21 protein-coding genes and 1 pseudogene are annotated in these 24,716 nt (G+C 64.0%); 17 read left to right on the top strand and 5 right to left on the bottom strand.

Annotation, left to right across the window (positions count from 1 at the left end; genetic code table 11):
* The first annotated feature begins 27 nt into the window (after positions 1 to 27).
* The 13 genes from QN084_RS20785 (at position 28) to QN084_RS20725 (ending at position 16,053) form a co-directional block, all read left to right on the top strand.
* The gene (locus QN084_RS20785; RefSeq protein WP_168529816.1) at positions 28 to 2,292 is read left to right on the top strand and encodes a GMC family oxidoreductase; all 2,265 of its coding nucleotides are present in this window, start codon (positions 28 to 30) and stop codon (positions 2,290 to 2,292) included.
* Complete coding sequence (locus tag QN084_RS20780; RefSeq protein WP_069696432.1) at positions 2,289 to 3,095, top strand: enoyl-CoA hydratase/isomerase family protein; 807 nt, start codon at positions 2,289 to 2,291, stop codon at positions 3,093 to 3,095. Before QN084_RS20785 ends, QN084_RS20780 begins: the two co-directional genes overlap by 4 nt.
* A 28-nt stretch (positions 3,096 to 3,123) precedes the next feature.
* Positions 3,124 to 4,644: an aldehyde dehydrogenase family protein gene (locus QN084_RS20775; RefSeq protein WP_069696431.1), complete on the top strand. Its 1,521-nt coding sequence runs from the start codon at positions 3,124 to 3,126 to the stop codon at positions 4,642 to 4,644.
* A gap of 27 nt (positions 4,645 to 4,671) precedes the next feature.
* The gene (locus tag QN084_RS20770; protein WP_083262075.1) at positions 4,672 to 6,303 is read left to right on the top strand and encodes a GMC oxidoreductase; all 1,632 of its coding nucleotides are present in this window, start codon (positions 4,672 to 4,674) and stop codon (positions 6,301 to 6,303) included.
* Between the two features lie 176 nt (positions 6,304 to 6,479).
* Positions 6,480 to 7,511 carry a LacI family DNA-binding transcriptional regulator gene (locus tag QN084_RS20765; protein ID WP_069696430.1) on the top strand — a complete coding sequence of 344 codons (1,032 nt, stop codon included), beginning with the start codon at positions 6,480 to 6,482 and terminating at the stop codon, positions 7,509 to 7,511.
* Positions 7,512 to 7,598: 87 nt separating this feature from the next.
* Positions 7,599 to 8,162 carry a heme-degrading domain-containing protein gene (locus QN084_RS20760; protein WP_069696429.1) on the top strand — a complete coding sequence of 188 codons (564 nt, stop codon included), beginning with the start codon at positions 7,599 to 7,601 and terminating at the stop codon, positions 8,160 to 8,162.
* A 134-nt stretch (positions 8,163 to 8,296) separates the two neighbouring features.
* Positions 8,297 to 8,554, top strand: a complete 258-nt coding sequence (locus tag QN084_RS20755; RefSeq protein WP_069696428.1) for an SHOCT domain-containing protein — start codon at positions 8,297 to 8,299, stop codon at positions 8,552 to 8,554.
* Entirely contained in the window at positions 8,554 to 10,008 is a 1,455-nt protein-coding gene (locus QN084_RS20750) for a multicopper oxidase family protein (protein ID WP_069696427.1), read from the top strand. The genes QN084_RS20755 and QN084_RS20750 overlap by 1 nt, the downstream gene beginning before the upstream one ends.
* Before the next feature lie 179 nt (positions 10,009 to 10,187).
* Entirely contained in the window at positions 10,188 to 12,329 is a 2,142-nt protein-coding gene (locus QN084_RS20745; RefSeq protein WP_069696426.1) for a heavy metal translocating P-type ATPase, read from the top strand.
* 108 nt (positions 12,330 to 12,437) lie between these two features.
* Positions 12,438 to 12,923, top strand: a complete 486-nt coding sequence (locus QN084_RS20740; protein ID WP_021472097.1) for a hypothetical protein — start codon at positions 12,438 to 12,440, stop codon at positions 12,921 to 12,923.
* Positions 12,924 to 13,070: 147 nt separating this feature from the next.
* A complete protein-coding gene (locus QN084_RS20735) occupies positions 13,071 to 13,697 on the top strand; it encodes a DUF305 domain-containing protein (protein WP_259362962.1) in 627 nt (208 codons plus the stop codon).
* 103 nt (positions 13,698 to 13,800) lie between these two features.
* Entirely contained in the window at positions 13,801 to 14,682 is an 882-nt protein-coding gene (locus QN084_RS20730) for a F510_1955 family glycosylhydrolase (protein WP_069696425.1), read from the top strand.
* Positions 14,683 to 15,156: 474 nt separating this feature from the next.
* A complete protein-coding gene (locus QN084_RS20725; RefSeq protein ID WP_069696424.1) occupies positions 15,157 to 16,053 on the top strand; it encodes a hypothetical protein in 897 nt (298 codons plus the stop codon).
* Positions 16,054 to 16,081: 28 nt separating this feature from the next.
* Here QN084_RS20725 and QN084_RS20720 read toward each other — a convergent pair whose 3' ends face one another.
* Both QN084_RS20720 and QN084_RS20715 read right to left on the bottom strand, forming a co-directional pair.
* Positions 16,082 to 16,582, bottom strand: a complete 501-nt coding sequence (locus QN084_RS20720; RefSeq protein WP_069696423.1) for a DUF3592 domain-containing protein — start codon at positions 16,580 to 16,582, stop codon at positions 16,082 to 16,084.
* A gap of 92 nt (positions 16,583 to 16,674) precedes the next feature.
* Complete coding sequence (locus QN084_RS20715) at positions 16,675 to 17,121, bottom strand: hypothetical protein (RefSeq protein ID WP_139126900.1); 447 nt, start codon at positions 17,119 to 17,121, stop codon at positions 16,675 to 16,677.
* 316 nt (positions 17,122 to 17,437) lie between these two features.
* Here QN084_RS20715 and QN084_RS20710 point away from each other — a divergent pair, with 316 nt between their 5' ends.
* The gene (locus QN084_RS20710; protein ID WP_168529793.1) at positions 17,438 to 18,676 is read left to right on the top strand and encodes an IS256 family transposase; all 1,239 of its coding nucleotides are present in this window, start codon (positions 17,438 to 17,440) and stop codon (positions 18,674 to 18,676) included.
* Here the strand turns inward: QN084_RS20710 and QN084_RS20705 are convergent.
* Positions 18,673 to 19,688 (bottom strand): annotated as a pseudogene (locus QN084_RS20705) (IS481 family transposase). The gene QN084_RS20710 and the pseudogene QN084_RS20705 sit on opposite strands and share 4 nt — an antisense overlap.
* Before the next feature lie 518 nt (positions 19,689 to 20,206).
* On the opposite strand from QN084_RS20705, the gene QN084_RS20700 reads away from it, so the two are divergent.
* Complete coding sequence (locus QN084_RS20700; protein ID WP_021473036.1) at positions 20,207 to 20,449, top strand: hypothetical protein; 243 nt, start codon at positions 20,207 to 20,209, stop codon at positions 20,447 to 20,449.
* 200 nt (positions 20,450 to 20,649) lie between these two features.
* Here the strand turns inward: QN084_RS20700 and QN084_RS20695 are convergent, their stop codons facing one another.
* Both QN084_RS20695 and QN084_RS20690 read right to left on the bottom strand, forming a co-directional pair.
* A complete protein-coding gene (locus QN084_RS20695; protein WP_225740040.1) occupies positions 20,650 to 21,090 on the bottom strand; it encodes a hypothetical protein in 441 nt (146 codons plus the stop codon).
* Positions 21,091 to 21,343: 253 nt separating this feature from the next.
* A complete protein-coding gene (locus QN084_RS20690; protein ID WP_069695644.1) occupies positions 21,344 to 21,784 on the bottom strand; it encodes a hypothetical protein in 441 nt (146 codons plus the stop codon).
* A 518-nt stretch (positions 21,785 to 22,302) separates the two neighbouring features.
* Between QN084_RS20690 and QN084_RS20685 the strand changes: the two genes are divergently transcribed.
* Together QN084_RS20685 and pdxA are read left to right on the top strand one after the other, a co-directional pair.
* Positions 22,303 to 23,637 (top strand): four-carbon acid sugar kinase family protein, encoded by a 1,335-nt coding sequence (locus QN084_RS20685; RefSeq protein WP_083262007.1) that lies wholly within the window; start codon positions 22,303 to 22,305, stop codon positions 23,635 to 23,637.
* Positions 23,634 to 24,671, top strand: a complete 1,038-nt coding sequence (gene pdxA / locus QN084_RS20680; protein WP_083262006.1) for a 4-hydroxythreonine-4-phosphate dehydrogenase PdxA — start codon at positions 23,634 to 23,636, stop codon at positions 24,669 to 24,671. The genes QN084_RS20685 and pdxA overlap by 4 nt, the downstream gene beginning before the upstream one ends.
* The last annotated feature ends 45 nt before the right edge of the window (positions 24,672 to 24,716 follow it).

The following is a 24,716-nucleotide window of genomic DNA, read 5'->3' as shown; positions in this document are numbered from 1 at the left end:
CGGCGAAACCTGAAAGGACCAACCGCGATGAGAAGCTTCCGCATTCTTACCCCCTACGAGACCGAACTCGCCGATGCCATGTTCGAGGCAATGTTCCCCTCCGACGGGCACAGCCCGGACGTCCGGGAAGCCGGCGTCACCGAATACCTTGACCTCACGCTCGAAGGCTATGGACGGAAGGAACTGCCCAAATACCAGTGGCTCTTCGGCGCACTGGACCGGTTCGCCGAGGACAAACACGGACGCAACTTCGCAGCCCTGAGCCTGGATGAGCGCGCAGATGTGCTGGCCCTCCTGGAACAGGGCGAATTGACCGACCAACTGCCGGTGAAGGAACAGCGCGAACTCTTCGGACTGGTGGTCGCCCACACCCAGGAAGGCCTCTTTGCCGATCCGGCACACGGCGGCAACAAGGACGCCATCGGCTGGAAGTTCCTCAAACACCCCGGGGTGTGGCTGGAGAACTCCGCCGAGGAGAACCTCAGCTCCGAACACGTCACCAAGGGCGGCGTCATCAAGACGCTCTCCGACGCGATGCAGGAAATTCCGCGCGACGTCGAAGGGCACAAACTCAAGCAACTCGGCTACGAGAATGCCGTCAACCCGCAGATGACCGACGAGGTTGATGTCTTGCTGGTGGGTGTAGGTGCCATGGGTGGACTCAGCGCGCAGGTGTTCGCCGAGGCAGGGCTCAGCGTGGTTGGCCTCGAAGCGGGCCCGTTCCGTCCGCTGGATGAATTCCTTCCCGATGAACTGGAACACGCCTACTACACGCGCGGTGGCCTTGGCCCGAAGTTTCAGCAGGAAACACCGCGCTGGCGCGAAAACGCCGACGACGACACCCGGGAAGCAACCTTCTCGCTTGGCCGTATGGTCAACGGCGTCGGGGGATCGGCAGGGCACTACGGGTCCTGGCTCCGGCGCTTCCACCCGTGGCAGTTTGCACCCAAGAGCCACTACGACGGCCTCTACGGGCCGAATGCGCTGCCTGAGGACTGCACTTTGGCGGACTGGCCCGTCAGCTACGAGGATCTTGAACCCTTCTACACCAAACTCGAACACCTGATCGGGATCGCCGGTGACGAGTCCAACCCGTTCATCAAGCGCAGCAAGTCGCTGCCCTTGCCGGCCACCCGGCCGTTTATTCTCGGCAACAAGTTCACCGCCGCCACCCGCGCCGCGGGGCTCCACCCGCACCCTGTGCCGGTGGGATTCACCACGGAGTCCTACGGCGGGCACCCCGCCACCGGGTACAGTGCCTGGAACAACGGACTCGGTTCCTTCCGCGGTGACCGCTGGCACCCTGGCCTCGGCCCCGTTCCCGCTGCCATTGCCACCGGAAACTTTGAACTCCGCACGCACTCCCGCGTCACCCGCATCATCACCGATGAGGCCGGCGCCGCCCGCGGCGTCGAATGGATCGACCCCTTGGGCCGGGTACGCCGCCAGTACGCACGCGCCGTCATCCTCTCCGCCTACACCTACGAGAACCTGCGCCTGATGTACCTGTCCGCGGATTCACGTCACCAGGACGGCCTCGGCAACAACACCGGACAGCTCGGCATGCACTACATGACCAAAATGTTCGGCCACGTCGATGCCCTCTTCCCCGGTACGGAATTCAACCGGCACACCGGTCCCGCAGCCCAAGGCGTGGTCCTGGACGACTTCCTCTCCCCTGATTTCCGGTCCCTGGACCACGGCTTCATCGGCGGAGCGACCCTGGGCGCCGAACAGCAGGCACTCCCCCTCCAGATCGCCCGCGAAACCTTGCCGCCGGACGTTCCCCGTTGGGGCGCGAAGTACCGGGACCACCTCAAGCTGTGGTCCCAGCAAGGCGTCATCCGCATCCAGCCGGACGCACTGCCCTACGCCTCCCACAGGATCGACGTCGACCCCCGCCACCGCGATTCTTCCGGCCTGGGCATGCCCTTGGTACGGGTAACTTACCGGCTGCGTGAGAACGAGCGCCGGTTGGCTTCCTGGATGGCTGACAAAGCCACCGGGCTCCTGAAGGACATGGGGGCCACGAAGACCTGGCAGGGCCCCTACTTCACCGGAGTGGGATCCAGCCATGACCTGGGCGGTGCCCGGTTCGGCCACGACCCCGCAGGGACGGTCCTCAACGAGCACCTCGCCGTGCACGACACCCCCAACCTCTTCATGTACTCCGGTGCCGCTTTCCCCAGCTGCCCCGGGATCAACCCGACCTTGACCATCTGGGCCGTCGTGATGCGCGCAGCCGAGCACCTCGCCGGAGAACTCGGCGGCACACGAAAGGTCCAGTCATGAGCGCCCCGGCAACAACCGCACAGAACCTCGGCACGGTCACCGTCCGATACTCCCCCGACGGGCATACGGCCACGATTCTGATCGACCGGGCCACCAAGCTGAACGCGCTCACACTGCAGCTGCTGAACGAGCTCGAAGCGGCCGTACGCGACGTGGACGCCTCCACGGCCCGCTTGGTCCTCGTCCGCACCGCCGGGGAGAAGGTCTTCTGCGTCGGCGCCGACATCAACCACTTCGCCGACCTTTCCGCTGCAGGGATGTGGCGCGACTGGATTGCCACCGGGCACAGGGCCTTTGATGCCCTCGCCGGCCTGCGGCAGCCGAGCATCGCCGTCGTCGACGGCCTTGCCTTCGGCGGCGGCCTGGAACTGGCCTTGGCCTGCGACTTCCGCGTCATTGCCCGGGAAGCGAAGGTCGCCCTCCCCGAAACCGGACTGGGCACCGTCCCGGGATGGGGCGGCACCGAACGGGTCACGGAACTGGCCGGCAGGGCACGTGCCAAAGAGCTGGTCCTGACCCGTCGGCAGCTCACCGGCGACGAAGCAGTCGCCTGGGGCCTGGCTACCGCTGCGGCCCCACGTTCCGCGCTCGAAGACGCCGTTGCGGGCCTCTCGGGCGAACTGCTCGCCGGCGCCCCCGTGGGGGTGCAGCTCGGAAAGCAGCTCATCGACGCTGCGGCCGACGGCGCGCCCTCCAAGGTGCTCGAAGCCCTGGCCGGTGGCCTTGCCGCGGCAACCGCGGACCTCGCCGAAGGCGTTGCAGCGTTCCGCGAGAAGCGCACTGCCCGGTTCACCGACAACTAGAACAACACGGATTTAAGGACGTACCGACATGGAAACCAAGAACTACACCCTCGCGGACGTGGAGCCCACTTACCACCCCATGATTATCGACGGGGAGGACGCCCGGGCCAGCTCCGGCGAGACCTTCACCCGCCTCAGCCCCGCCCACGAGGTCGAAGTCACCTCATTCCCGAAGGGCACCGGGGAAGACGTAGACCGCGCAGTCACCTCCGCCCGCCGGGCCCTGGACCACGGCTGGCGCCAGTCGACCGGCGCCCAGCGCTCGAAACTGCTGCTGAAGGTTGCTGACCTGATCCGCCGGGACGCCGAACAGCTCGCCCTGGCCGAAACCCTCGAAACCGGCAAGCCAATCACCCAATCCCGCAACGAGGTAGCCAGCACCGCCGAATTGTGGGAGTACGCCGCCAGCCTGGCCCGCAACACCCAAGGCGATGCGCACAATGCCCTGGGACCGGACACCCTGGCCCTCGTCGTCCACGAACCCATCGGCGTGATCGGCATGATCACCCCCTGGAACTTCCCGCTCCTCATCATCAGCCAGAAACTGCCTTTCGCGCTGGCCGCCGGCAACACGGCGGTCATCAAGCCCAGCGAAAGCACCTCGGCCACCACCGTCATGCTGGGGCAGCTGGTCCGGGAGGCCGGCTTCCCTGCAGGCGTCGTCAACGTCGTCACCGGCAACCGTGTGGTCGGGTCCGCGATCGCTGAACATCCCGGTATCGACATGATCAGCTTCACCGGCTCCACGGGTGTTGGAAAGTCGATCGCCTCCATCGCCGGCCGCGACCTGAAGAAGGTCGAACTGGAGCTGGGCGGCAAGAACCCCCAGATCATCACGGCCAACGCCGACTTCAACGCCGCAGTGGACGCCGGTGTCTTCGGCGGGTACTTCAACGTCGGACAGTGCTGCAACTCCGGCAGCCGCCTGATCGTGCATCGCTCCATCGCTGATGAATTCTCAGCAGCCGTGGTGGAGCGCGCCTGCCACATGCGCGTTGGAGACCCGCTCAAGTCCGAAACCCTGGTCGGTTCCCTGGTCAATGACGCGCAACTCGCCGTCGTCGAACGCTACGTCGCCGAGGGCCGCGAAGCAGGAGCGCACCTGCTCACCGGCGGCGGTCTCCTCGACGCAGGGCTCGACGGCGGCCGGTTCTACCAGCCGACAGTCTTCACCGATGTCACCGCCTCCATGTCCATCGCCACAGACGAGATCTTCGGTCCGGTGCTGTCAGTCCTGCCTTTCGACACACTCGAGGAAGCCATCAGCATCGCCAACTCGACCCCGTTTGGCCTGTCGGCAGGTATCTGGAGCAACGACATTAATGAAGCGCTCACCGCCGCCCGGGACCTGCGGGCAGGCACGGTCTGGGTGAACCGGTGGATGGATGGTTACCCGGAGGTACCTTTCGGTGGCTACGGACAGAGCGGAATCGGACGCGAACTGGGCCGCCAGGCGCTGGCCGAATTCAGTGAGCTGAAGACGATCCAACTCCAGGTCGGGACGCGGAGCACCCGTTGGGTCGACGCACCCGACGGGCCCCGCCGCTAGGAACGAACACAGGAGCTCGTGAGCGATATGGCACACGCAACAATTGACGAGGCACCGCTGCCCCAGGCTTTCGACGAGCCCATCACCGCGGACGAAGTGATCCGTACCGACGTCGCGATCATCGGCTCAGGCATGGGCGGCGGCACCATGGCCTACGCCCTTAAGGACTCCGGGGCGGACGTATTGGTCATCGAACGCGGGAACCGGCTCCCCACCGAACCGCAAAACTCGGACCTCGAGGAGGTTTACCTCAAAGGCCGCTACAAGAATGCGGACACTTGGTACAACGGCCGCACAGGGGCGGGATTCAAGCCCGGCGTCTACTACTGGGTGGGCGGCAACACGAAAGTCTATGGCGCGTGCCTTCCCCGGTTCCGGGCCAGCGACTTCGAAGAAGTCCGGCACGCGGACGGGGTCTCCCCGGCATGGCCGTTCACCTACGCCGACCTGGAGCCCTATTACACCCGCGCTGAGAAGCTCTTCCAGGTCCGCGGGCAGGTGGACGAAGATCCCACGGAGCCGCCGCACTCCGAGGCCTACCCCCACCCCGCACTGGACCATGAACCGGCCATCCGGGATTTGGCCGAATCATTCCGCCGGCAGGGCCTGCATCCGTTTCGGATGGCCAACGGTTTGGACGCCGGCACCCCCGAAAAGCGGGCCCTGTGCGCAACCAGCGACGGTGCGCCCAACGAGGCGGGGCTGAAAGCGGACGCCGAAAAGATCGCCGTCGACCCCGCAATAGCCGCGGGTGTGCGGCTCATGACCGGGACCACGGTGACCAGGCTTATTCCGGGAGGCGATGGCCACACCATAGTTGCGGCACTCGCCGAGAACAACGGAAGGATCATCCGCATCGAGGCGGACAAGTTCATCCTCGCCGCTGGCGCAGTCAACTCAGCTGCCCTGCTGCTGCGGTCAGCCACCAAGGACAACCCCCGCGGGCTCGCCAACTCCTCCGGGCTGGTCGGCCGGAACTACATGGTGCACAACAGCACCTTCTTCATTGGCATCAACCCCCTCAGGATCAACCGCACATTGTGGCAGAAAACCCTTGGCCTCAATGATTGGTACGAGGCAGGCCCCACTACCCGGTACCCGCTCGGAAACCTACAGATGCTGGGAAAGCTGAGGTCCAGCATGCTCAAGATGGCCCGCCCGTGGGCGCCTGAACCCCTCCTGAAACTCATGTCGGACCGCAGCATCGACATCTACCTCACCACCGAAGACCTGCCTCGCCGGGAGAACGGCGTCAGCGTCATCGGCGGAAAGATCCATCTCTGGTGGGAACCCAACAGCCTCGCTCCCCACAAGGAGTTGGTCCGGCGCGTCAAGAGGGCAGTACGGAAGGCCGGATACCCGGTGATCCTGACCCAACGCATGGGGATCGAAACCAACTCGCACCAGTGCGGAACGGCAGTTGCCGGCCATGACCCCGCCAAGAGTGTCCTCGCCCCGGACTGCCGCGCCCATGACCTGGACAACCTTTGGGTTGTTGACAGCTCCTTCTTCCCCTCTTCGGCAGCCCTCAACCCCGCCCTGACCATCGCCGCCAACGCCCTGCGTGTCGCTGACACGATCCTGGCCGACGGCATGACCTCATGCGGAAACCGGGCAGCGAGCAAGAATCCCCTTCCTCACAGGACAGGACAGCCGTGACCTCCCACCAAGAACAAACATTCGCCCCCGCCGCGCATCACGTCTCCACCCGGTGGAGGTGGAGAGCGGCCGGTAACCCGGTGTTCCACGTCCGCGAAGACCCCACCCCGGATTGATAAAGTCGAAAGGTGGAGCGTCCTTTCTCCACCTTTCGACTTTACGGGCAGGAACAGACCATGGCACCCCGCATCACCCTTGAAGACGTGAGCAAAGCCGCGGGCGTCTCCCGTTCCACAGCGTCGCTCGTCGTCCGCGGCAGCTCGCGGATCCCCGAGTCCACGGCCGAGAAGGTCCGGCAGGCCATGAATGAGCTCGGCTACGTGTACAACAGGCAGGCGGCCAACCTGCGGCAAAGCCGCACAATGACCCTGGGCCTGATCGTCACCGAGATCATCAACCCCTACTTCGCAGAACTTGCCATGGCCGTGGACCAGATTACCCATGATGCCGGTTACACGATCTTCATCGGCTACAGCCGGGACCTCGAAGACCGGCAACACGAGATCGTCGCCTCCATGATCGAACGCCAAGTTGACGGCCTGCTCATACTTCCCGCCCTGGACACCGACCGGGAACGCCTGGCCAAACAGGTGACTGCAGCCAACATTCCCGTCGTTTTGCTGGCCCGCCACTTCCCCGGCTTCGATTACGTAGGCAGCGACAACGTCAAGGGCGCGGGGATGGTTGGAGAGCATCTCGCGGCTCTTGGAAGCAAGACGGTGGCCTTCGTGGGTGGCCGGCCTGCGCCGTCGTACAGGGAACGGGAAAAGGGCCTGCGGATCGCCCTCGAGGCCCATGGCGTGCAGCTGTGGAGCAGCGAAGAACTCCGCAGCCCGGTCACACCCGAGGGCGGCGCCGCCGCCCTCGGCAGGCTCTTCGACCGGGGTAACCTGCCCGATGCGGTGGTGGTCTACAGCGACGTCGTCGCGCAGGGGGTTTACGACGAGATGCGCCGCCGCGGCCTGGAACCGGGCAGGGACATCGCCGTTGCATCCTTCGACGACACCCGGATCGCAGCTGCCCAGGTCCCGCCCATGACGTCAGTGGCGGGCTTCCCCGGGGAGGTGGGTTCCAAGGGCACCGAAATGCTGATGGCCCGGCTGTCCGAAGGGAACGCCGACGCCCCTGCCCAGGTCACGCTCATCGAACCACAACTGAAGATCAGGTCTTCCACAGCCACCTGGCGCCCCCGAACACTGTCCGCCTAACGAGGCAGCAGCGGCGCCCCACTTAGCCGCCCTCACACCTGGCCCCCGTCACACATAGCCCCCGTCACACATAGCAAGGGACCGCCCATGAACTCAACCCCATCCCCCGCCACGCACGACGCAACGGCTCCCTTCGACCCCGATTACTTTGGCGAGCAGTCCGAACAGGCCCTGGACGCCCTCATCAAGCGGTTGGAAACCCAGGCACTAACGCTGCGTCTTGGCGGGTTCGACCAATCGGATGCTTTGGCACTGGGTCTGCTGCTCGTTGACCTGGCCACAACCCGGGCACTTCCGGTGGCCATCGACATCCGACGGGAAAAGCACATCCTGTTCCATGCCTCCCTGCCGGGGGCCACACCTGATAACGACGTATGGATAGAGCGCAAGAGCAGGACAGCCCAGCGCTGTCTGGAACCTTCCCTCCTTGTTGGGCTCAAGGGACGGCGGGGCGGGCGAAGGCTTGAGGACAACGGCTGGTTCGACGAACGGCTTTATGCGTCCCACGGTGGAGCGGTCCCGATTCATGTCGACGGGACAGGAGTGGTTGCCATAGCCACAGTGTCCGGGCTGCCACAGCAAGAGGACCATGAGCTGGTGGTCGAAGCGTTGCAGGCTTTCCTCGCTCAGGACCGCACCAAGAACAGCTGAGGATCCGGAAACGCCTGGGGCGTGGGCTGAGCCGCGTCAATTATTATCCTGGCCTCGCCGGGACCTCGGACCCTACCAGCCGCCATGGCTCCGCGCTATGACTGGAGTAAACCTCCAAAGCGGAAGGACCGGTCATGATGTGGGGTTACGGGCAAGGCATGATGTGGATGTGGCTGTGGGTTCCCCTGCTGCTGGTCGGCGTCGCGATTCTGGTTCTTCTGTCAGTCAAGGTCTTTGGCGGACACGGACCCGCCGGCCCACAGACGCCGGGGGGCATCCCGCCCACGGGGCGGAGCACGGCCCGCCGGATCCTTGATGAGCGCTTTGCCAGGGGAGAACTCACGGCGGACCAGTACCGCGAACATCTCGAAGTGCTTGGTGAGGGCCCGTAATGAAGCCCCTCAGTCGCCGTCGGGCGTTGCTCCTGGGCGGACTGGGCATAGCGGCGACTGCGGCCGGCGGGGGCGGGTTGGTCTGGACCCTGGCCTCGCGGACGACGGCCGTGCCGGGCGGCGAACTGGTTCAGCCCGCGGAAGTGCGGAGCGCGAACGGCCAGTTGCAGGTACGCCTCCAAGCAGCACCAGGACCGATGGTGTTGGGAGGACGGCAAGCCACGGCACTGGGCTACAACGGCGGTATTCCCGGCCCAACGCTTCGTTTGTTTCCAGGCGATGTGCTCCGCGTGGAACTCGTCAACAACCTTGCCCAAGCCACCAACCTGCATGTGCACGGGCTCCATGTTTCACCGGAAGGCAACGGCGACAACGTTTTTGTTTCGGTGAACCCCGGCGACGCCTTTTCCTACGGCTACAAACTCCCTGCGGACCATCCCCCGGGCGTCTATTGGTATCACCCCCACCATCACGGCATGGTAGCCGACCAGATCTTCGCCGGACTCTTCGGAGCAATCATCGTTGAGGACCGGAAACCGATTGAGTCAGCCCTGGAACGGGTGCTGCTTATTTCGGACACCACCCTTGATGGGCAAGGGAACGTTGCACAAGTGCCCATGATGGAACGGATGATGGGCCGGCAGGGTGAACTGCTCCTTGTCAACGGTCAAAGCAACCCGCACTTCGATGCCCGCCCAGGTCAGCGCGAAAGGTGGCGCATCGTCAACACCTGCGTGGCCCGCTACCTCCGGTTGCGGCTCGACGGTCAGCAAATGCAACTACTGGGCATGGACTCCGGCCGGTTCCCGGCGCCCAAGACAGTCAAGGAAGTTCTCCTGACGCCAGGAAACCGCGCTGACCTTCTGGTGACCACTTCCGACGGCGGATCGGTCCTGCGCGCGCTCTACCAGGACCGGGGAAGTATGCCGGGGATGATGGGGCAGATGCCCGGAGAACGAGGCCCGGCCGACCAGCCGGACGGTACGGCACTGGCAACTCTCCGCGTGGCCGGCGAACCGGTCCCGCAACTGCCGACGGTGCCCATCCAGGACGTACCTGAAGACCTGCGGTCAGCGGCGGTGGCGGCACGCCGGCGGATTGTACTGGCCGCCGGCATGGGCACAGGCATGATGCGCTTCACGATCAACGGCAAGGAATTCCAGGAAGCGCGGATAGACACAAGGGTGGCTTCCGGATCCGTGGAGGAATGGACGCTGACCAACGCCACTCCCATGGATCACCCGTTCCACCTTCATGTCTGGCCCATGCAGATCATCGAGGAGAACGGTCAGTCCGTGGACGATGCCATCTGGCAGGACGTGGTCAATGTACCCGCCAACGGGCGGGTGAAGGTCAGGGTGGCGTTCAAAGACTTCCGCGGGCGGTCCGTCTATCACTGCCACATCCTGGACCACGAAGACTTGGGAATGATGGGGTCCATTGAAGTCACGTAGCTCCAGCCGCGAGCACCTTGCCGCGCATACCCCCTAGGGGTATATTGATGGTGTTGTCAGTGAAGTGGTATGTCCCGGAGGGTCCGCCCTCTTTCACAGCCGTTCATCCCCAGCATCCATCGCACCTCCAGCGCCGCCTCCTGCGGCGTTGAAGCGGCCGTTTACTGGAAGAGCACGTCATGACGGAGCACACGCAGCACAACTCCCACTCACCGGTCAGGGACTCCGAACCGGACCACGCACACCACGCCGGGCACAGCCCTGAAATGCACGGCGGCCAGCACAAACAGCACCACGGCCACGGTCCGGACGACGACCATATGGTGCACAGCCATGGGCAGCATGCCGGGCACAGTACGGCGATGTTCAAGGACCGGTTCTGGTTGACCCTGGCGTTGTCCGTCCCGGTGGTGTTCTTCAGCCCGATGTTCGCCCACCTGCTCGGCTACATGCCGCCGGAGTTCCCGGGCTCGGCCTGGATCCCACCAGCGCTGGGCACCGTGATCTTCTTCTACGGCGGCATGCCGTTCCTCAAAGGAGGACTCAGTGAGCTGAAGACCAGGAAGCCGGGCATGATGCTGCTGATTGCCATGGCAATCAGCGTCGCGTTCATCGCCTCGTGGGCCACCACCCTGCGGATCGGGGACTTCGATCTGGACTTCTGGTGGGAACTGGCGCTGCTGGTCGCCATCATGCTGCTGGGGCACTGGATCGAGATGCGCGCCCTTGGTTCGGCCCAAGGTGCCCTGGATGCCCTGGCCGCTTTACTGCCTGATGAAGCAGAACGCGTCACCCCCAACGGCACGGAAACAGTCCCGGTCACCGACCTCGCTCCAGGGGATGTAGTGCTGGTCCGCTCCGGGGCCCGGATGCCCGCGGACGGGACGATCGTGGAGGGGCAGGCCGAGTTCGACGAATCCATGATCACCGGCGAGTCCAAGACCGTCGCCCGAGGGCCCGGGGACCCCGTGGTTGCCGGCACAGTCGCCACGGACAACACCGTCCGGGTGCGCGTCACCGCCGTCGGAGAGGACACAGCCCTGGCGGGTATCCAGCGGCTGGTCGCGGAAGCGCAGGCTTCCTCGTCCAAAGCCCAGGCCCTGGCCGACAGGGCGGCGGCGTTCTTGTTCTACTTCGCCACGATCGCCGGCGTCGTCACCTTCATCGCCTGGATCCTGCTCGGCAGCCTGCCCGAAGCCGTGACCCGCACTGTCACAGTGCTCGTCATCGCCTGCCCTCACGCACTGGGCCTGGCCATCCCTTTGGTCATCGCCATATCCACCGAACAAGCCGCCCGGGTCGGGGTGCTGATCAAGAACCGGATGGCCCTTGAACGGATGCGCACCGTCGACGTCGTCCTGTTCGATAAGACCGGCACCCTGACCAAAGGCGAACCTGAGCTCAAAGACATCACCGCCGTCGACGGCACCACGCCCCGGGAGCTGCTGGCAGTGGCCGCAGCCGTGGAATCCGACAGTGAACACCCCGTCGCCCGGGCCATCGTCCGCGCCGCGCACCACCAAGGCCTGGACCTGCCAACCGCGACCGGATTTTCCTCAATGACCGGCCGCGGAGTGAGGGCGATGATCGATGGCCGGACAGTGCAGGTCGGCGGGCCGGCCCTGCTCCGCGAACTCGACCTGACCGAAACCGACGCCATGGCCGCCACCACCAGGCAATGGGCCGGACGTGGCGCTGCGGTGCTGCACGTCGTAGACGGTGACCGGATCCTCGGAGCGGTGAGCCTGGAAGATGCGATCCGTCCGGAGTCACGGCAGGCAGTGAAGGCCCTGCAGGCCCGGGGCATCAAGGTGGCTCTGATCACCGGTGACGCCCGCCAGGTTGCGGATGCTGTGGGGGCCGAGCTTGGCATCGACGAGGTCTTCGCCGAGGTCCTCCCGGCCGACAAGGACAAGAAGGTCGCGCAACTGCAGGCCCGCGGGCTGAAAGTTGCGATGGTCGGTGACGGGGTGAACGACTCCCCCGCCCTGGCCCGGGCCGAAGTCGGCATCGCCATCGGCGCCGGCACCGACGTCGCCATGGAATCGGCCGGAGTCATCCTGGCCGGCAACGATCCCCGCGCCGTGCTGTCCATGGTTGATCTGTCCCGGGCCAGCTATACCAAGATGTGGCAGAACCTCATCTGGGCCACCGGTTACAACATCATCGCCGTGCCATTGGCTGCCGGCGTCCTGGCCTTCGCGGGGGTCGTGTTGTCCCCGGCAGCCGGGGCAGTACTCATGTCTGCGTCCACGATCGTCGTGGCCCTGAACGCCCAGCTTCTCCGAAGGGTGAAACTGAACCCCTCCCAGGTTCGTTAAACCAACCACGCACCGGGCGTCCCACCCCACGGATCGGGGCGGCGCCGGGGGCCGATAGGCTGGAAGCACAAGAAGCCAAGCAACCCGCACGAAAGGAAGGAGACAGTCATGCAGGCACGCCGGACCATGACCGGGACCTTCCTTAGCATCGGGCTGCTGGTGACAGTCATGGCATTGATCGCCGGTGTATTGGGGATGCACGTCATGACCGGTCTGCACACCCAACACCCCATGACCACCGCAGCAACAACAACGGTCATATCCGTTGAAACGGTGGACCATGGCACCGCCGCCCACGACCACCACCGCGGTGAGGCCGGCACCACTGATGCGGAGGCCGACGCCGGTCCGGCCGTGGGTCCGGCCGCGGGTGGACCGGCACAATGCGCCTGCTCGGGGAACTGCTCCACGGAGCATGCGATGGGCGTCTTCTGTGTCCCCTCAACCGCAACCGGCGTCCTGGCAGCCCCGCTGCCGGACACCTCCACTACAGTGCCGTCTTCATTCCGGCCTGTCGCTACAGGTTCCAGCACGCTATGGTCCTACCTGCCCGGAAGTCCTTCCCCGGGCGAACTGTCGATCAGCAGAACATAGGCACCGGCCTGCGCCCCGCCTACCCGGGGGGCACTCTGTCTTGCACCGCCCCCTCGGCGGCGCCCGGGCTTCCGGTCCGGCATTCACATATCCCGCTTTGCCGTGAGCGCCTTGGCGTTCACGAGTACCCGTTTGAAGGACTGTTCTGTGAAAACCAAAAAGCTTTTGCCCCTCTCCGCTGTTGCCTTTGTCGCTTCCCTGGCACTCGCAGGATGCAGCACCGGAACCCCCGGTTCGTCGGGGACGTCCATGCCCGGGATGGACCACGGAAATATGGGCTCCTCCAGCGCCCCCGCGCCATCTGCGCCCGCGAGCGCCGGGGACCATAACGCGGCCGACGCGATGTTCGCGCAGGCAATGATCCCCCACCATGCCCAAGCCGTGGAGATGAGCGGGATGATCCTCGCCAAGCAGGACATCCCTGCCCAGGTGAGCGCGTTGGCAACCCGTATCAAGGATGCCCAAGGCCCGGAAATCGAGACAATGACCGGTTGGTTGAAAGGCTGGAACGAGTCCACGATGATGCCCTCGGGCCACAGCATGGACGGCATGATGAGTGACGATGACATGGCCAAACTCGACGCAGCCCAGGGTACCGAGGCTGCCAAACTGTTCCTGTCGCAGATGATTGCCCACCACCGCGGTGCCGTGGCGATGGCGGAGACGGAAACCCGCGACGGCAAGAACACCGATGCCGTGAAGTTGGCCAAGGAGATCATCACCGCGCAGGAGGCAGAGATCAAGGAGATGGAGCAACTGCTGGCCGGCCTCTAGCGGCCGGCGCCGTCCTTTAGCAGCAAGCGGAGTGCCGGCCTTGGAAGGGCCGGCACTCCCTTCGTCTTTGACTCATCCCCGCCATCGAGCCCTGGAGCTTCCCATGCCTTTAGCCAAACCGTCGTTATACCGGGCCGCAGGAGTCGCCGCACTCCTCGCCTTCCTTCCTGCCATGGCTGCCTGCACCCAGCCCTCTCCGTCTTCCGGCCCTGCAGAGTCTTCACATGGGATGACGGACAACGCGCTGCCCGGCAACCACGTGCACGCGCTGGCCGTCAACAGTGAGTCCGGCCAGGTCCTGCTCGCCACCCACGAGGGTTTGTTTGACGTTACTGTTACCCCCGCGACCAAGATCGGTGACACGAACGACCTCATGGGTTTCACCGTTGGCGCCGGTGACGTCTTCTACACCTCCGGCCATCCCGGGCCCGGATCGTCCTTGCCCGACCCGCTGGGATTGATGAAATCCACCGACGGCGGGAAGACTTGGGCACCGCTCTCCCGGCAAGGAGAATCAGACTTCCACGCCCTGACAGTCACCAAGTCCGGGATTGTCGGCTACGACGGCCAACTGCGCGGGAGTGCTGACGGGAAAGCCTGGGAGGTCGCTGCTGCCGGTTTCGCCCCCGCCGTCCTGGCCGGACATGCCGGCTCTGACACGGTGCTGGCCACCACCGAGAACGGTATCCAGCGATCCACCGACGGCGGGAAGACCTGGAAAGCGGTCCCGGACGGACCAGTGATCCAGTTCGCAGCGTTCGCGGACCCCACCGAAGCCTTCGGAGTTGCTCCGGACGGGACCACGTACCACTCCGCCGACGCCGGTGTTACCTGGACCAGGAAAGGCCGCGTCGCATCCGAGGTCCAGGCCATCGCGGCAGGAAACGGATCCGGCGGGAGTCCGTCCCTGTGGGTGGCCACCGTTGATGAGCTCATGGTGTCCACCGACGCCGGTGCAACGTTCGGCCCCGTCAACGCCAACTGACCGCCGGAGGGGCACCCATAACACAGGACCTTTGCGGAGGAACGCCTGTGGCTTCACCCCCACTGATGGCGTTCTCCCACTTCATCCCACAATAAAATCGATGGTTGAATCCGGCCACGTGAGGGCGCAAACTGCCCCTAAAGGACGTGCACCGTCGCGGATACTCAATGGGTTCGGTATGCCATGCTCTACTTGCCGAAGCGCGTGAGCGGAATAAGTCGCTGGAGTCGGGGGGCCGGCGCATTGCTGCTTGGCTTGGCGTCCGCCCTGGGAGTGGGCCTCACCGCCACCGGGGTAGCGCCTCTCCCCCCAGCCCCCAGCCAAAAGGCCGTCCTGCCACCGTCGACTCCGACCCCCACCTCACGTCCGCTTCCGGATTTCGCCCCAGACAAACCCGCACCGACGAATGCTGGGGTGCTGTCGGTGAGTTATTCGGCAGTATGCAAAACGTCATCATGCACTTTCAACCCAAAGGTGACGTATCCGCCGTCGGCGGTTTGCACCTTCGACGCCGGAGACGGAACCGCCCCCATCACATTCCCATGCGGCGCCGGCACGAACCACTCCTATCCGGCCCCCGGAACCTACACCGCCCGAATCACGAACGCCCAGGGCGAGTCACAAGCCATCGAGCTCCAGATAAAGCAGGCACAACCGCCGCCAACAGAAACCGGCACGCCAAAGCCAACAGGAACCCCTGTTGTTCCTTCCACGACTCCAACAGCCAGCGGCAGCAATTCCGGCAGCCCCGTCCCCAGCGACACCGCGACGCCGGACCCCACGGCAACGTCCTCCGCCGAGCCTGGAAGTGATGTTCAGGAATATCTGGAGAAATGCCTCAAGGGCACAGTTGCCTACTCACCTCCGGCAGCCATGGAACTGGGAAGCCGCGAGGAATTCATCCTTCGGGTCGCCCTGCACGGCGCGGAAGAGAACCCGGCCACAGGCTTCCCCAGCGGCAGTCCGGTAGCCACCGAACACCCTCGGATCTGCGCCCTCATGCGCGCCGACCTCACCGGTGAAGGCTTCGACATCGAACGGCGTGGCGATTCCTCAGGCGTTATCGCCTTGCCAAGCGACGAGGTTGGCGAATGGGGCTGGTACATCACACCCAACAAACCCGGCACGCAAACGCTGACCCTCCGGCTGATCGCCCCCATTCCGAACGTCGACGGCGAATTCGAAGTTGAAACCTACACACGCAACATCAACGTCAACGTCAGCATCCTCAAAGTCGTCAGCGACGTCACCAAGGACTGGGCTGCTCCTCTGGGCATTACAGTTCCCGTCATCGTTGCTGCCATCGGAGCGCTATACCTCCGGGCACGACGGAACCGCTACAAGGCAAAGCACGCGGCCGCAACCAAATAGTTTGCCGGCAGGCCTGTTGGGGGCTTGGTCAGCGTTCAGGCCCGGAGCCGCCACTGGCCGTGGCCCGTCGCCGCCTCCGCAACCCTGAAACGAAGAGGGCGAGGCCGGACGTTGTAAAAACTACCGTCAAGATCAGGCCGACACCACCCAGAAATTCCCTGTTGCTTCCATAGCCGAGCACGACTGCCTGATCTGGTTGTTGTTCGCGATAGGAGACGGTAACCTGCTCGCCAATGTACGGGTGCTGCTCATGATCCAAGGGGGCATGGGCATAGCGATTCACGCCGTCGGCCGCCACGAATTCCACCGTGATGTCCCGGTTCGACGCCTTCCTCGCGTCGCTGAAATAGGTGATGGTTCCGGCGACGTGGACGCCGGTGCGGGCGAGCTCTTCGTCGGCGTCGACTTGCTGATAGCTGGTGATCATCAGGGCGGCGCCCAACAGCATTAGCACGACGGCGAACAACACATTCACTATGCGGCGCACGACGGACTTCGGTTTATTGAGCAGGCTTCCGGTACTGGTCACTGCGCCTATTCTGCAGTACGTGCTGTGAAAGCCCGGGGGTGAGCGGGACTACAGCCAGAAGCTCCGCCCAGTCAACGTGCCACTGGCTGGCGTCATCGTGTCGGGTGGTCCTGCATAAGCCTATAGCCGTCTTCGGGAATCTCATCGGGCCTGGCTATCGCGTGTTGTTGCTGGTCCAGAAAGAGCCTGTAGGTGGCCGCAGACGGACCATGCCCACCCTTGGCAGTTTCCACGAGGCGGTAGGCAAGAGCGTTCCACTTCCGATCCAGCAGCGCCAGAAGCCAAGCGTCACTCTCAGCCGTTGTCACTGCGACCCGAATGCCGGTATCAGCACGGTGACCAACGACGAGCACCGTGACGGTCATGCCGTCCGGGCCGCGACCTGACGTGAGCCAAGCTACACCCATCAGGTCAGCGACTATGGTGACTTGAATGAAGCCGTTCTCCATAGAAGGGACAGGACCCAGCCGCCACGTGTGACGGGCCCGCCCGTCCCCGGCATTCACCACTGCTTCGCGGAAGCCCGCCAGCGGTGCCATGTGCGTATAACGAATACGACTACACAACTCGTCCATGCGGCGCCCCTTGATCGACCCGGCCGATTACCCGGGGTCACTCCAGCTCACAGCATGCGCCCCTACCAGCGCAGAAGCAAGGGAAATCAGTCCAGGATACTCACTCTTAGAGAAGTCCAACACGATCGATGGCCTCACCGGCAGTGTGACTGGAAGCGACACTCTTCCCTGTCAACAACAGGGCCAGCGAACCACCTCTAGGTGTAATTGGGACTGTCTGATTAACGGTGGATCTGGTCTGGCCTGACCGAAAGGAAGGGCGATGACCGATGTCATCGAGATGATCGATCCTGTGACGGGAGAGATCATCGATGAGCAGCAGCTCGCGGAGCAGCTGCTGAAGCAGGCGAAGGAACAGGGTGTCGACCTCGTCGGCCCCGACGGGGTGCTGAACGGGCTCACCAAGCGGGTGCTGGAGACAGCGCTCGAGGCGGAGATGACCGAGCATCTTGGCTACGAGAAGCACGGCAACACGATCGCCGAGAACGCTCGCAACGGGATCCGATCGAAGACGGTGCTGACCGAGGTCGGTCCCGTCGAGATCGACGTTCCCAGAGACCGTGAGGGGTCGTTCGAACCGAAGATCGTCAAGAAGCGGCAGCGGCGCCTGACCGGCGTCGATGAGATCGTGCTGTCGTTGACCGCGCGGGGGCTGACGACCGGCGAGGTCGCGGCGCACTTCGACGATGTCTACGGGGCGTCGGTGTCGAAGGACACGATCTCGAGGATCACCGACAAGGTCATCGAGGAGATGACCGAATGGCAGAACCGTCCGCTGGATCGCGTCTACCCGGTGGTGTTCATCGATGCTCTGGTGGTGAAGGTCCGAGACGGCCAGGTGCGGAACAAGCCGTTCTATATCGCCGTGGGCGTTACTGTGAACGGGGAGCGCGACATCCTCGGGATCTGGGCCGGCGATGGCGGGGAGGGGGCGAAGTTCTGGCTCGGCGTGTTGACGGAGATCAAGAACCGTGGCGCCGAGGACGTGTGCATCGTCGTCTGTGACGGGCTGAAGGGTCTGCCGGAATCGATCAACACCGCCTGGCCGCTCGCGACGGTGCAGACCTGCATCATCCATCTGATCCGCAACACGTTCCGGTTCGCGTCCCGCCACTACTGGGAAGAGATGGGCAAGGACCTGCGTCCTGTCTACACGGCGCCGACCGAAGCGGCCGCTCGTGAGCGATTCGTGGAGTTCGACGCGAAATGGGGTCAACAGTATCCGGCGATCAGCAAGCTCTGGCAGAACGCCTGGTCCGAGTTCGTGCCGTTCCTGGACTGGGACGTGGAAATCCGCCGGATCATCTGCAGCACGAACGCGATCGAGTCACTCAACGCCCGGTACCGCAGAGCAGTCCGGGCGCGCGGGCACTTCCCGAACGACGCCGCCGCGCTGAAATGCCTCTACCTCGTGACCCGCTCGCTTGACCCGACCGGGCGCGGCAGGGCACGCTGGGCGACGAGATGGAAGCCGGCGCTGAACGCGTTCGCGATCGCATTCGAAGGCCGAATCAACTAATGAACGCCAAACCAGATCCACCGTTTATCGGACACACCCGTGTAATTCCCACTGAGGTTGTGAACGCGGCTGATGGGGTTTTGCCTCCGATGCCGGTATGGGTTCGGTGATGATTGTAATGGTGGAGCCATGCCGGGTAGGTGGCGGCGCGCTCGGTTTCTGAGGTGTAGGTCCGGGCGTAGGCCCATTCGGTGGCGAGGGTGCGGTTGAAGCGTTCCACCTTGCCGTTGGTTTGGGGTCGGTAGGGGCGGGTGCGCCGGTGTTTGAGGTGCGGTCCCAGGGCTGCTGCGAAGGTCCGGGAGCGGTAGCAGGACCCGTTGTCCGTGAGCACCGCTTTGACGGTGATGCCGTGGGCGGCGAAGAATGCGGCGGCTCGCAGCCAGAAGGCGGCGGCCGTTTCCTTCTTTTCGTCGTTGAGGATTTCGGAGTACGCGAGCCGGGTGTGGTCATCGACGGCATGATGCAGGTAGGCATAACCGGTCCCGGCACGGCGGTTACGCTGCCCCTTGGCGCATCCGAGGGCGCGGTGTCCGCCGCCGTCGGGGATGCGCACAAGCTTCTTGATGTCCACGTGGATCAGGTCTCCAGGGTTCTCGTGCTCGTAGCGCTGCGGTGCAGGTGTGCGAACGGGCAGACCGGTGCCCTGATCCAGGCAGGCCAGCCGGGGCATCCGGTACCGAGTCAGGACCTTGCCGACGGTGGAGCGGGCCAAGCCCAGGTGGGCCGCTATCCGGTGCGGTCCCCACCGCCGATTGAACCTCAACCCCACAATGCGGCATTCGGTGCGTACGGGGGTGCGTTTCGGGCTCCGCCGCGGGCGGGAGGACGCGTCAGCCATGCCGTCCTCACCACGGACCCTGTAGCGGTCCACCCACTTCTTGGCCGTCGCTGGTGAGCATTGAAAACGTTCCGCGGCCCGGCGCAACGTCCAGCCCTCCTCAACGACCAAACGGGCCAGCTTCGCCCTGGCCTTAGGTGTCAGATCGGCGTTGGCATGGGTAACGTAGGACAACGAGAGCCTCCTGGCGTCGAGATGAGTGTGGTAACCCAAATCGATACCGGAGGCTTTCGCCTTTTACATCACGCCACGCTGTTCACAACCTCCATGGGAACTACAGCTAGGCTGACACACCTGTGACGCCGCCGTCGGATTACGGAGGGCAGTCATGTACAGCGGAAACCCAGGAGCGCTCGAAAATCTGAACCTGCATCACCTCGGCACTGATGAACTCTGGCTCCACTACTGGTCATATGGCGGTCTAACCTTTAGATCAAACTTTAACGCCTATTTGCACCGGGCCCTGGACCTCTCCGTGGGCGAACAACAGGTTCTGGCATGGGCATTTGAGGACCTGATAACCGAAAACAGAGGATGGTTTACCCCGCCGCGGAAGGACACGCCTGTCTGACACCAAAAGCATATGCCCGCGGTCCTCATTACTCTCCGACTATCAGGGCCGTGCGCCTGATCCGCGGTGTACGGTTGGAACCGGTGAACGTTTTGTTCTCCGGTCAAAATTGCGAGGTCCCATGAACGAGTTCGAAGCCTCACTCATCGTCAAAGCTGGCGCCGAGCAACTATCCACGGCGTCAGCAGACCCCCGGTCCGAGGAAGGATACACAGCCGTGAAGGCTAACCTTTCCGAAGCCCTCGAGCACCTGGCCATGGCCCTGACTAATTTTGAAGCCAACACAACAGCCCCCAACCGTTCCACAGGCTGGGCCCAAGACCTTCGCCGGGTCGCCGATGACTTGATGGATAAGCTGGGCTGAACATTTCCACGGAGAGATAGCCTCGTGAATCATTAGCTATGGTTTCTCGATTCCTCTTCCCCGAAGCGGACCCGGGCTGTAGTCACACAGCCAGCGATACCTCCGGCCATCGCCTTGACTGCGGCCACGTCCCCTGCGTGGCTCTCCTCGTCGTTTGCCGCCGGTACCATCCCCGCGCACGGCGCCGAGGGTTCCCTCTGTTATCCATCCAGCGGTGGTGTGGCGGTTCTGATGAGGGGAGGCTGGCCGGACTGGTAGGAAGACGCGATAACAGGTTCGAGTTCGTCGATCACTGTGTGGTTCCCCGGAAGAACAACGTGGGCAAGAAACTCCGATTCGAGGGTCGCAACTCCTGCTGCCGCGGCTGCCAGCTTGGCGTCAATGGAGAGGGCGAAGGCATGCCAAAGCCTGCGGGCATCGAGTTCAAGAGTCTTAGAGGTACTTTCATGTCTGGACCAGATCGCCGCTTCACCAGGCAGGGCCGGGTTTCCCGGAGGACGCGGTGCAGAAAGGATGATCCGGAATTGCCGTCCCTGAGACCGGAACGCAAGGGCGTGCAAGTGCCCGCGTTGACTGAAAAGGACGTCCGTAGCCCCGGATTCCGCGAGAGCGCTTTCTATGTGCTGTCGTGAAGTTCCCACGCTCAAAGAATCACCACGCGTGTAAAAACTCCGGGAATCATTAGCAGCCATACTCCATCCATCCCCCCTCATATGCTCCGTTGTTATCGCACCCCGGCATCACCCCGAGGGCGCGCCACACCGCGACATGCCCGGTTAAGATTTAGTTCACCAGCAGGGCCGCCACGGGTACCGCTTGGATGAAGGCGCCCAGTTTTAACGCCAACGCACTCCCAGGCCTTTGCCGTCCCGGAGGACTTTTGGCACTGCTTCCTCAGTCGAAGCGGACTTCTGCCGCGGATGCACGTACCGCTTCGAGGCGGTGTTCCTCGATCAAGGCCAAGGCGTCCATTTCCTCTGCCCGGTTGGTGCGCTCAACTGAAGCCTGCTCGGAGACTTCCCGCAGGATCGTGCCCACGAGATGGGCCAGACCTGCTTTGAGTTCTTCCAAGTTGGTGTTGGTGATGAGGAGACGCCGGTCCGAGACGCGGAGTTCAACCTCGCTGTAGCCGGCTTCGGCGAGACGCCGGGCAGCGTCACTGCTGTGAAGAAGGTCAAGTTCCCTGGGTTGAGGTCTGCGTGAGAAGACAGCCGGGACGGTGTAGAGGGCCGAACCTTTCGCTGTGCCGATGTCATGCGGCAAAGCTGATGCGAGGACACCGCTAAGACTTAGGGCGCTATCGGCTTGGGTGGGCTGGTATGGGGTGGTGGTCATGGCGTGCGCCAACGTTTCTTGAGGATGCACTGTCGGATCCGCGAAAACGTGGGAACGGCGGCGACTGGAATTTAGACGGCCCGAGTCCGGGACACCTAGGGAGGGTCACTGCCGTCTAACCGTTCTGCGGATGCAGCACGGTCGTGGCCGCCCTCGTTGTCCCAGCTCTCCGCGGCGTCCTCATCAATGTGACTTTGGGTTGCATCAGTGGTTTTCACGGGCGCATTTGCGGGAGTGGGCTCATTGCTCGGGGATCCTGCGTTCTTGTCACGATGTCCCGACATATTCCCAGTGTACTCTCTTTCAGCGCCGAGGGCGGCCAAGGCCCGGATCTTCCGCGGCCGGCTTAAGGGGCAGGGAATAAATGGGACCGCATCATTCGCGGGAAGGTGTCCATCTCTTTGCTACGTGTGCGCATTTTGCGCAATCATCTAGCGTGATTCGCGCAGCCATGCCAGAATGCTGGAAAGCTTCCCGCTGAACAGCGGGTACCTGCCGACACGGACGAGAGGAGCGACGTGGTTTCCGTCTTTGTGCAAGCCGACGATTTCTCCGGCGCCGCCGAGGTTGGCTATTGCTTCGTCCAGCACGGCTTTTCCGCCCAGGTCGTGCTTGGAACGCGCGACGGCGGTTCCCCCTTCGCGATGGCCGGCACCGACGTTGTGGTCGTCGACTCGCACTCACGAGGGCTCCCCGATGCCACGGCGGAAGCACTGGTTCGGGACGCCTTCTCTTGTCCTGCAGCGCTGGGGGCGAAGGTTGCTTTCAAGAAGATCGACTCTCTATGGCGCGGGAACATCGGCGCCGAGGTGGCGGCACTGACTGCCTTGGGCTTCCACGCCGTGGTTGCCGGCGCTCTCCCCCAGCTGCAGCGCTCCGTTTTGCATGGAAAGCCTTTGGTGGCTGGCACTGCTTTGGCGGATACCAGGCTGTGGCAGGCCGAGATTCTTGAACCACCCGCTGATATTCCGTCGTTGTTCCGCTCTGAAGATTCCATGCCACTGCAGGCTCTTGATCTGGCCGCGGTCCGCTCAGGATTACTGCCGCAGAAAATGTCGGCCGCGCTGGAGTCCGTTCATCCCTCCATCACCGTGGTGGACGGCGAGACGGTCCACGACCTGCAGGACGTGGCGGACGCGCTGCTGCATCTTGGCTTCCAGGCCTCCAACCGCCGCATCGTCCTCGTGGGTACTGGCGGAACCGCCGACGTCCTTGCGCGGCGCCTCGCTGCGCAACATTCCGCCGCTCAACCTGCGCAAAACGCGCAATCATCGCACGCAGACGGAACCACCTCGGAAGTGCAGCCCGGCGCGAGGCCGGTGCTCGCCGTCGTCGGCTCTGCTTCGGCAACAGCACAGGCTCAACTGGAGCGGCTGGACACTTTCACCGTGGTGAGGCTGCACCCGCAGCACGCCGGTGTGAACGGCGCCTATCAAACACAGCTTGACGACGTGCAGCGATCCCTTGCGGCGGGCACAGATGTAGCCGTCACCATGGCGAAAGGAATCGTGGACCCGGCTTCGGCCGCCGGCATCGTCCGGTCCCTGTCTGCCTTCGCAGCCCAAGCAGCACGGGGAGCAACGGCCGACCTGATCCTCACCGGCGGTGAGACAGCCCGGGAAGTCCTGAACGCCGTCGGAATTCAACAATTGGTGCCGATCGCGGCCGTGCAACACGGGGCGGTACTCACCCGCGCCGATGACGGAACGCTCGTGGGCACCAAACCCGGCAGCTTCGGCGACGAGCTTGCCCTCTTGCAGCTATACAACGGAATACGGGAGCGCCGCGGCCAATCCATGCCAGTGCCTACCACTTCCCCCGCACGACTTTCGAACCAACTGGAGCAGAAATGACAACGACCGCCAGCACCACAGCAGAGCACAACAAATTGCCCTACGTAGCCGTGACAATGGGCGACGGCGCCGGGGTCGGCCCGGAGGTGGTGGTGGCCGCGGTGCTGGATCCGCAGAGCAACGCAGAGTGCCGTCCAGTGGTGATCGGCGACGCGCTGCGCCTTCGCCAGGCCGCGGACGTTTTGGGCATTGAGGCCGATATCCAGAGCATCGAAAACGTGGAGGACGCGGTGTTCACGCCGGGCCGGGTGAACGTGATCGATCTGGCGTTATTGCCCGAAGACCTGCCGTGGGGGCAGCTCTCCTCCGTGGCCGGGCACGGCGCGTATGAGTACATCCGGGTGGCCGGCGAGCTTGCGATGGCAGGTAAGGTGCAGGCCATTTGCACGGCGCCGTTGAATAAGGAGGCGCTGCACTCGGCGGGGCACATCTACCCCGGGCACACTGAACTGCTGGCGCACCTCACGGGGACCGAAGAAGTATCCATGATGCTCTCCACTCCCAAGATCCGGGTAATCCACGTGACCACGCATATCGGGCTGGTGGATGCCGTGCGCAAGATCAACCCTGACCTGGTGGAGCGCACCATCCGCCGGGGCCACGAGGCACTGGTCCGCGCGGGCATCCCCAACCCGAAGATTGGCGTCTGCGCCATCAATCCGCACGCAGGCGAGAACGGACTGTTCGGACAGGGCGAGGAAGGGGAGAAGATCGAGCCCGGCGTCAAAGCAGCACAGGCAGCCGGAATCAACGCGGTAGGTCCGCTGCCCGCGGACACACTGTTCTTCCTGGCCGGACGCGGCGACTACGACCTCGTCGTTGCCATGTACCACGATCAGGGACACGGCCCCGTGAAGGTGCTGGGGATCGAAGCCGGAGTGAACATCACCGTGGGCCTGCCGGTGATCCGGACGTCCGTGGACCACGGCACCGCGTTCGACATCGCCGGCAAGGCGATCGCCGATCCGCGGTCCATGGTCGAGGCGCTCCACCAGGCGGCTGAAATGGCCACCCGACCCGCGCCGGTCGGCTAGGTCTTTGTGGCCTGGGCGGGCGGCGGTGCGGCGGGTACTTGCGCC

The organism is Paenarthrobacter sp. R1 (genome assembly GCF_030264015.1).
Lineage (GTDB): Bacteria > Actinomycetota > Actinomycetes > Actinomycetales > Micrococcaceae > Arthrobacter > Arthrobacter ureafaciens.
Note: the sequence above shows the minus strand (reverse complement) of the source record. Positions and strands in the feature narration are given on the sequence as shown.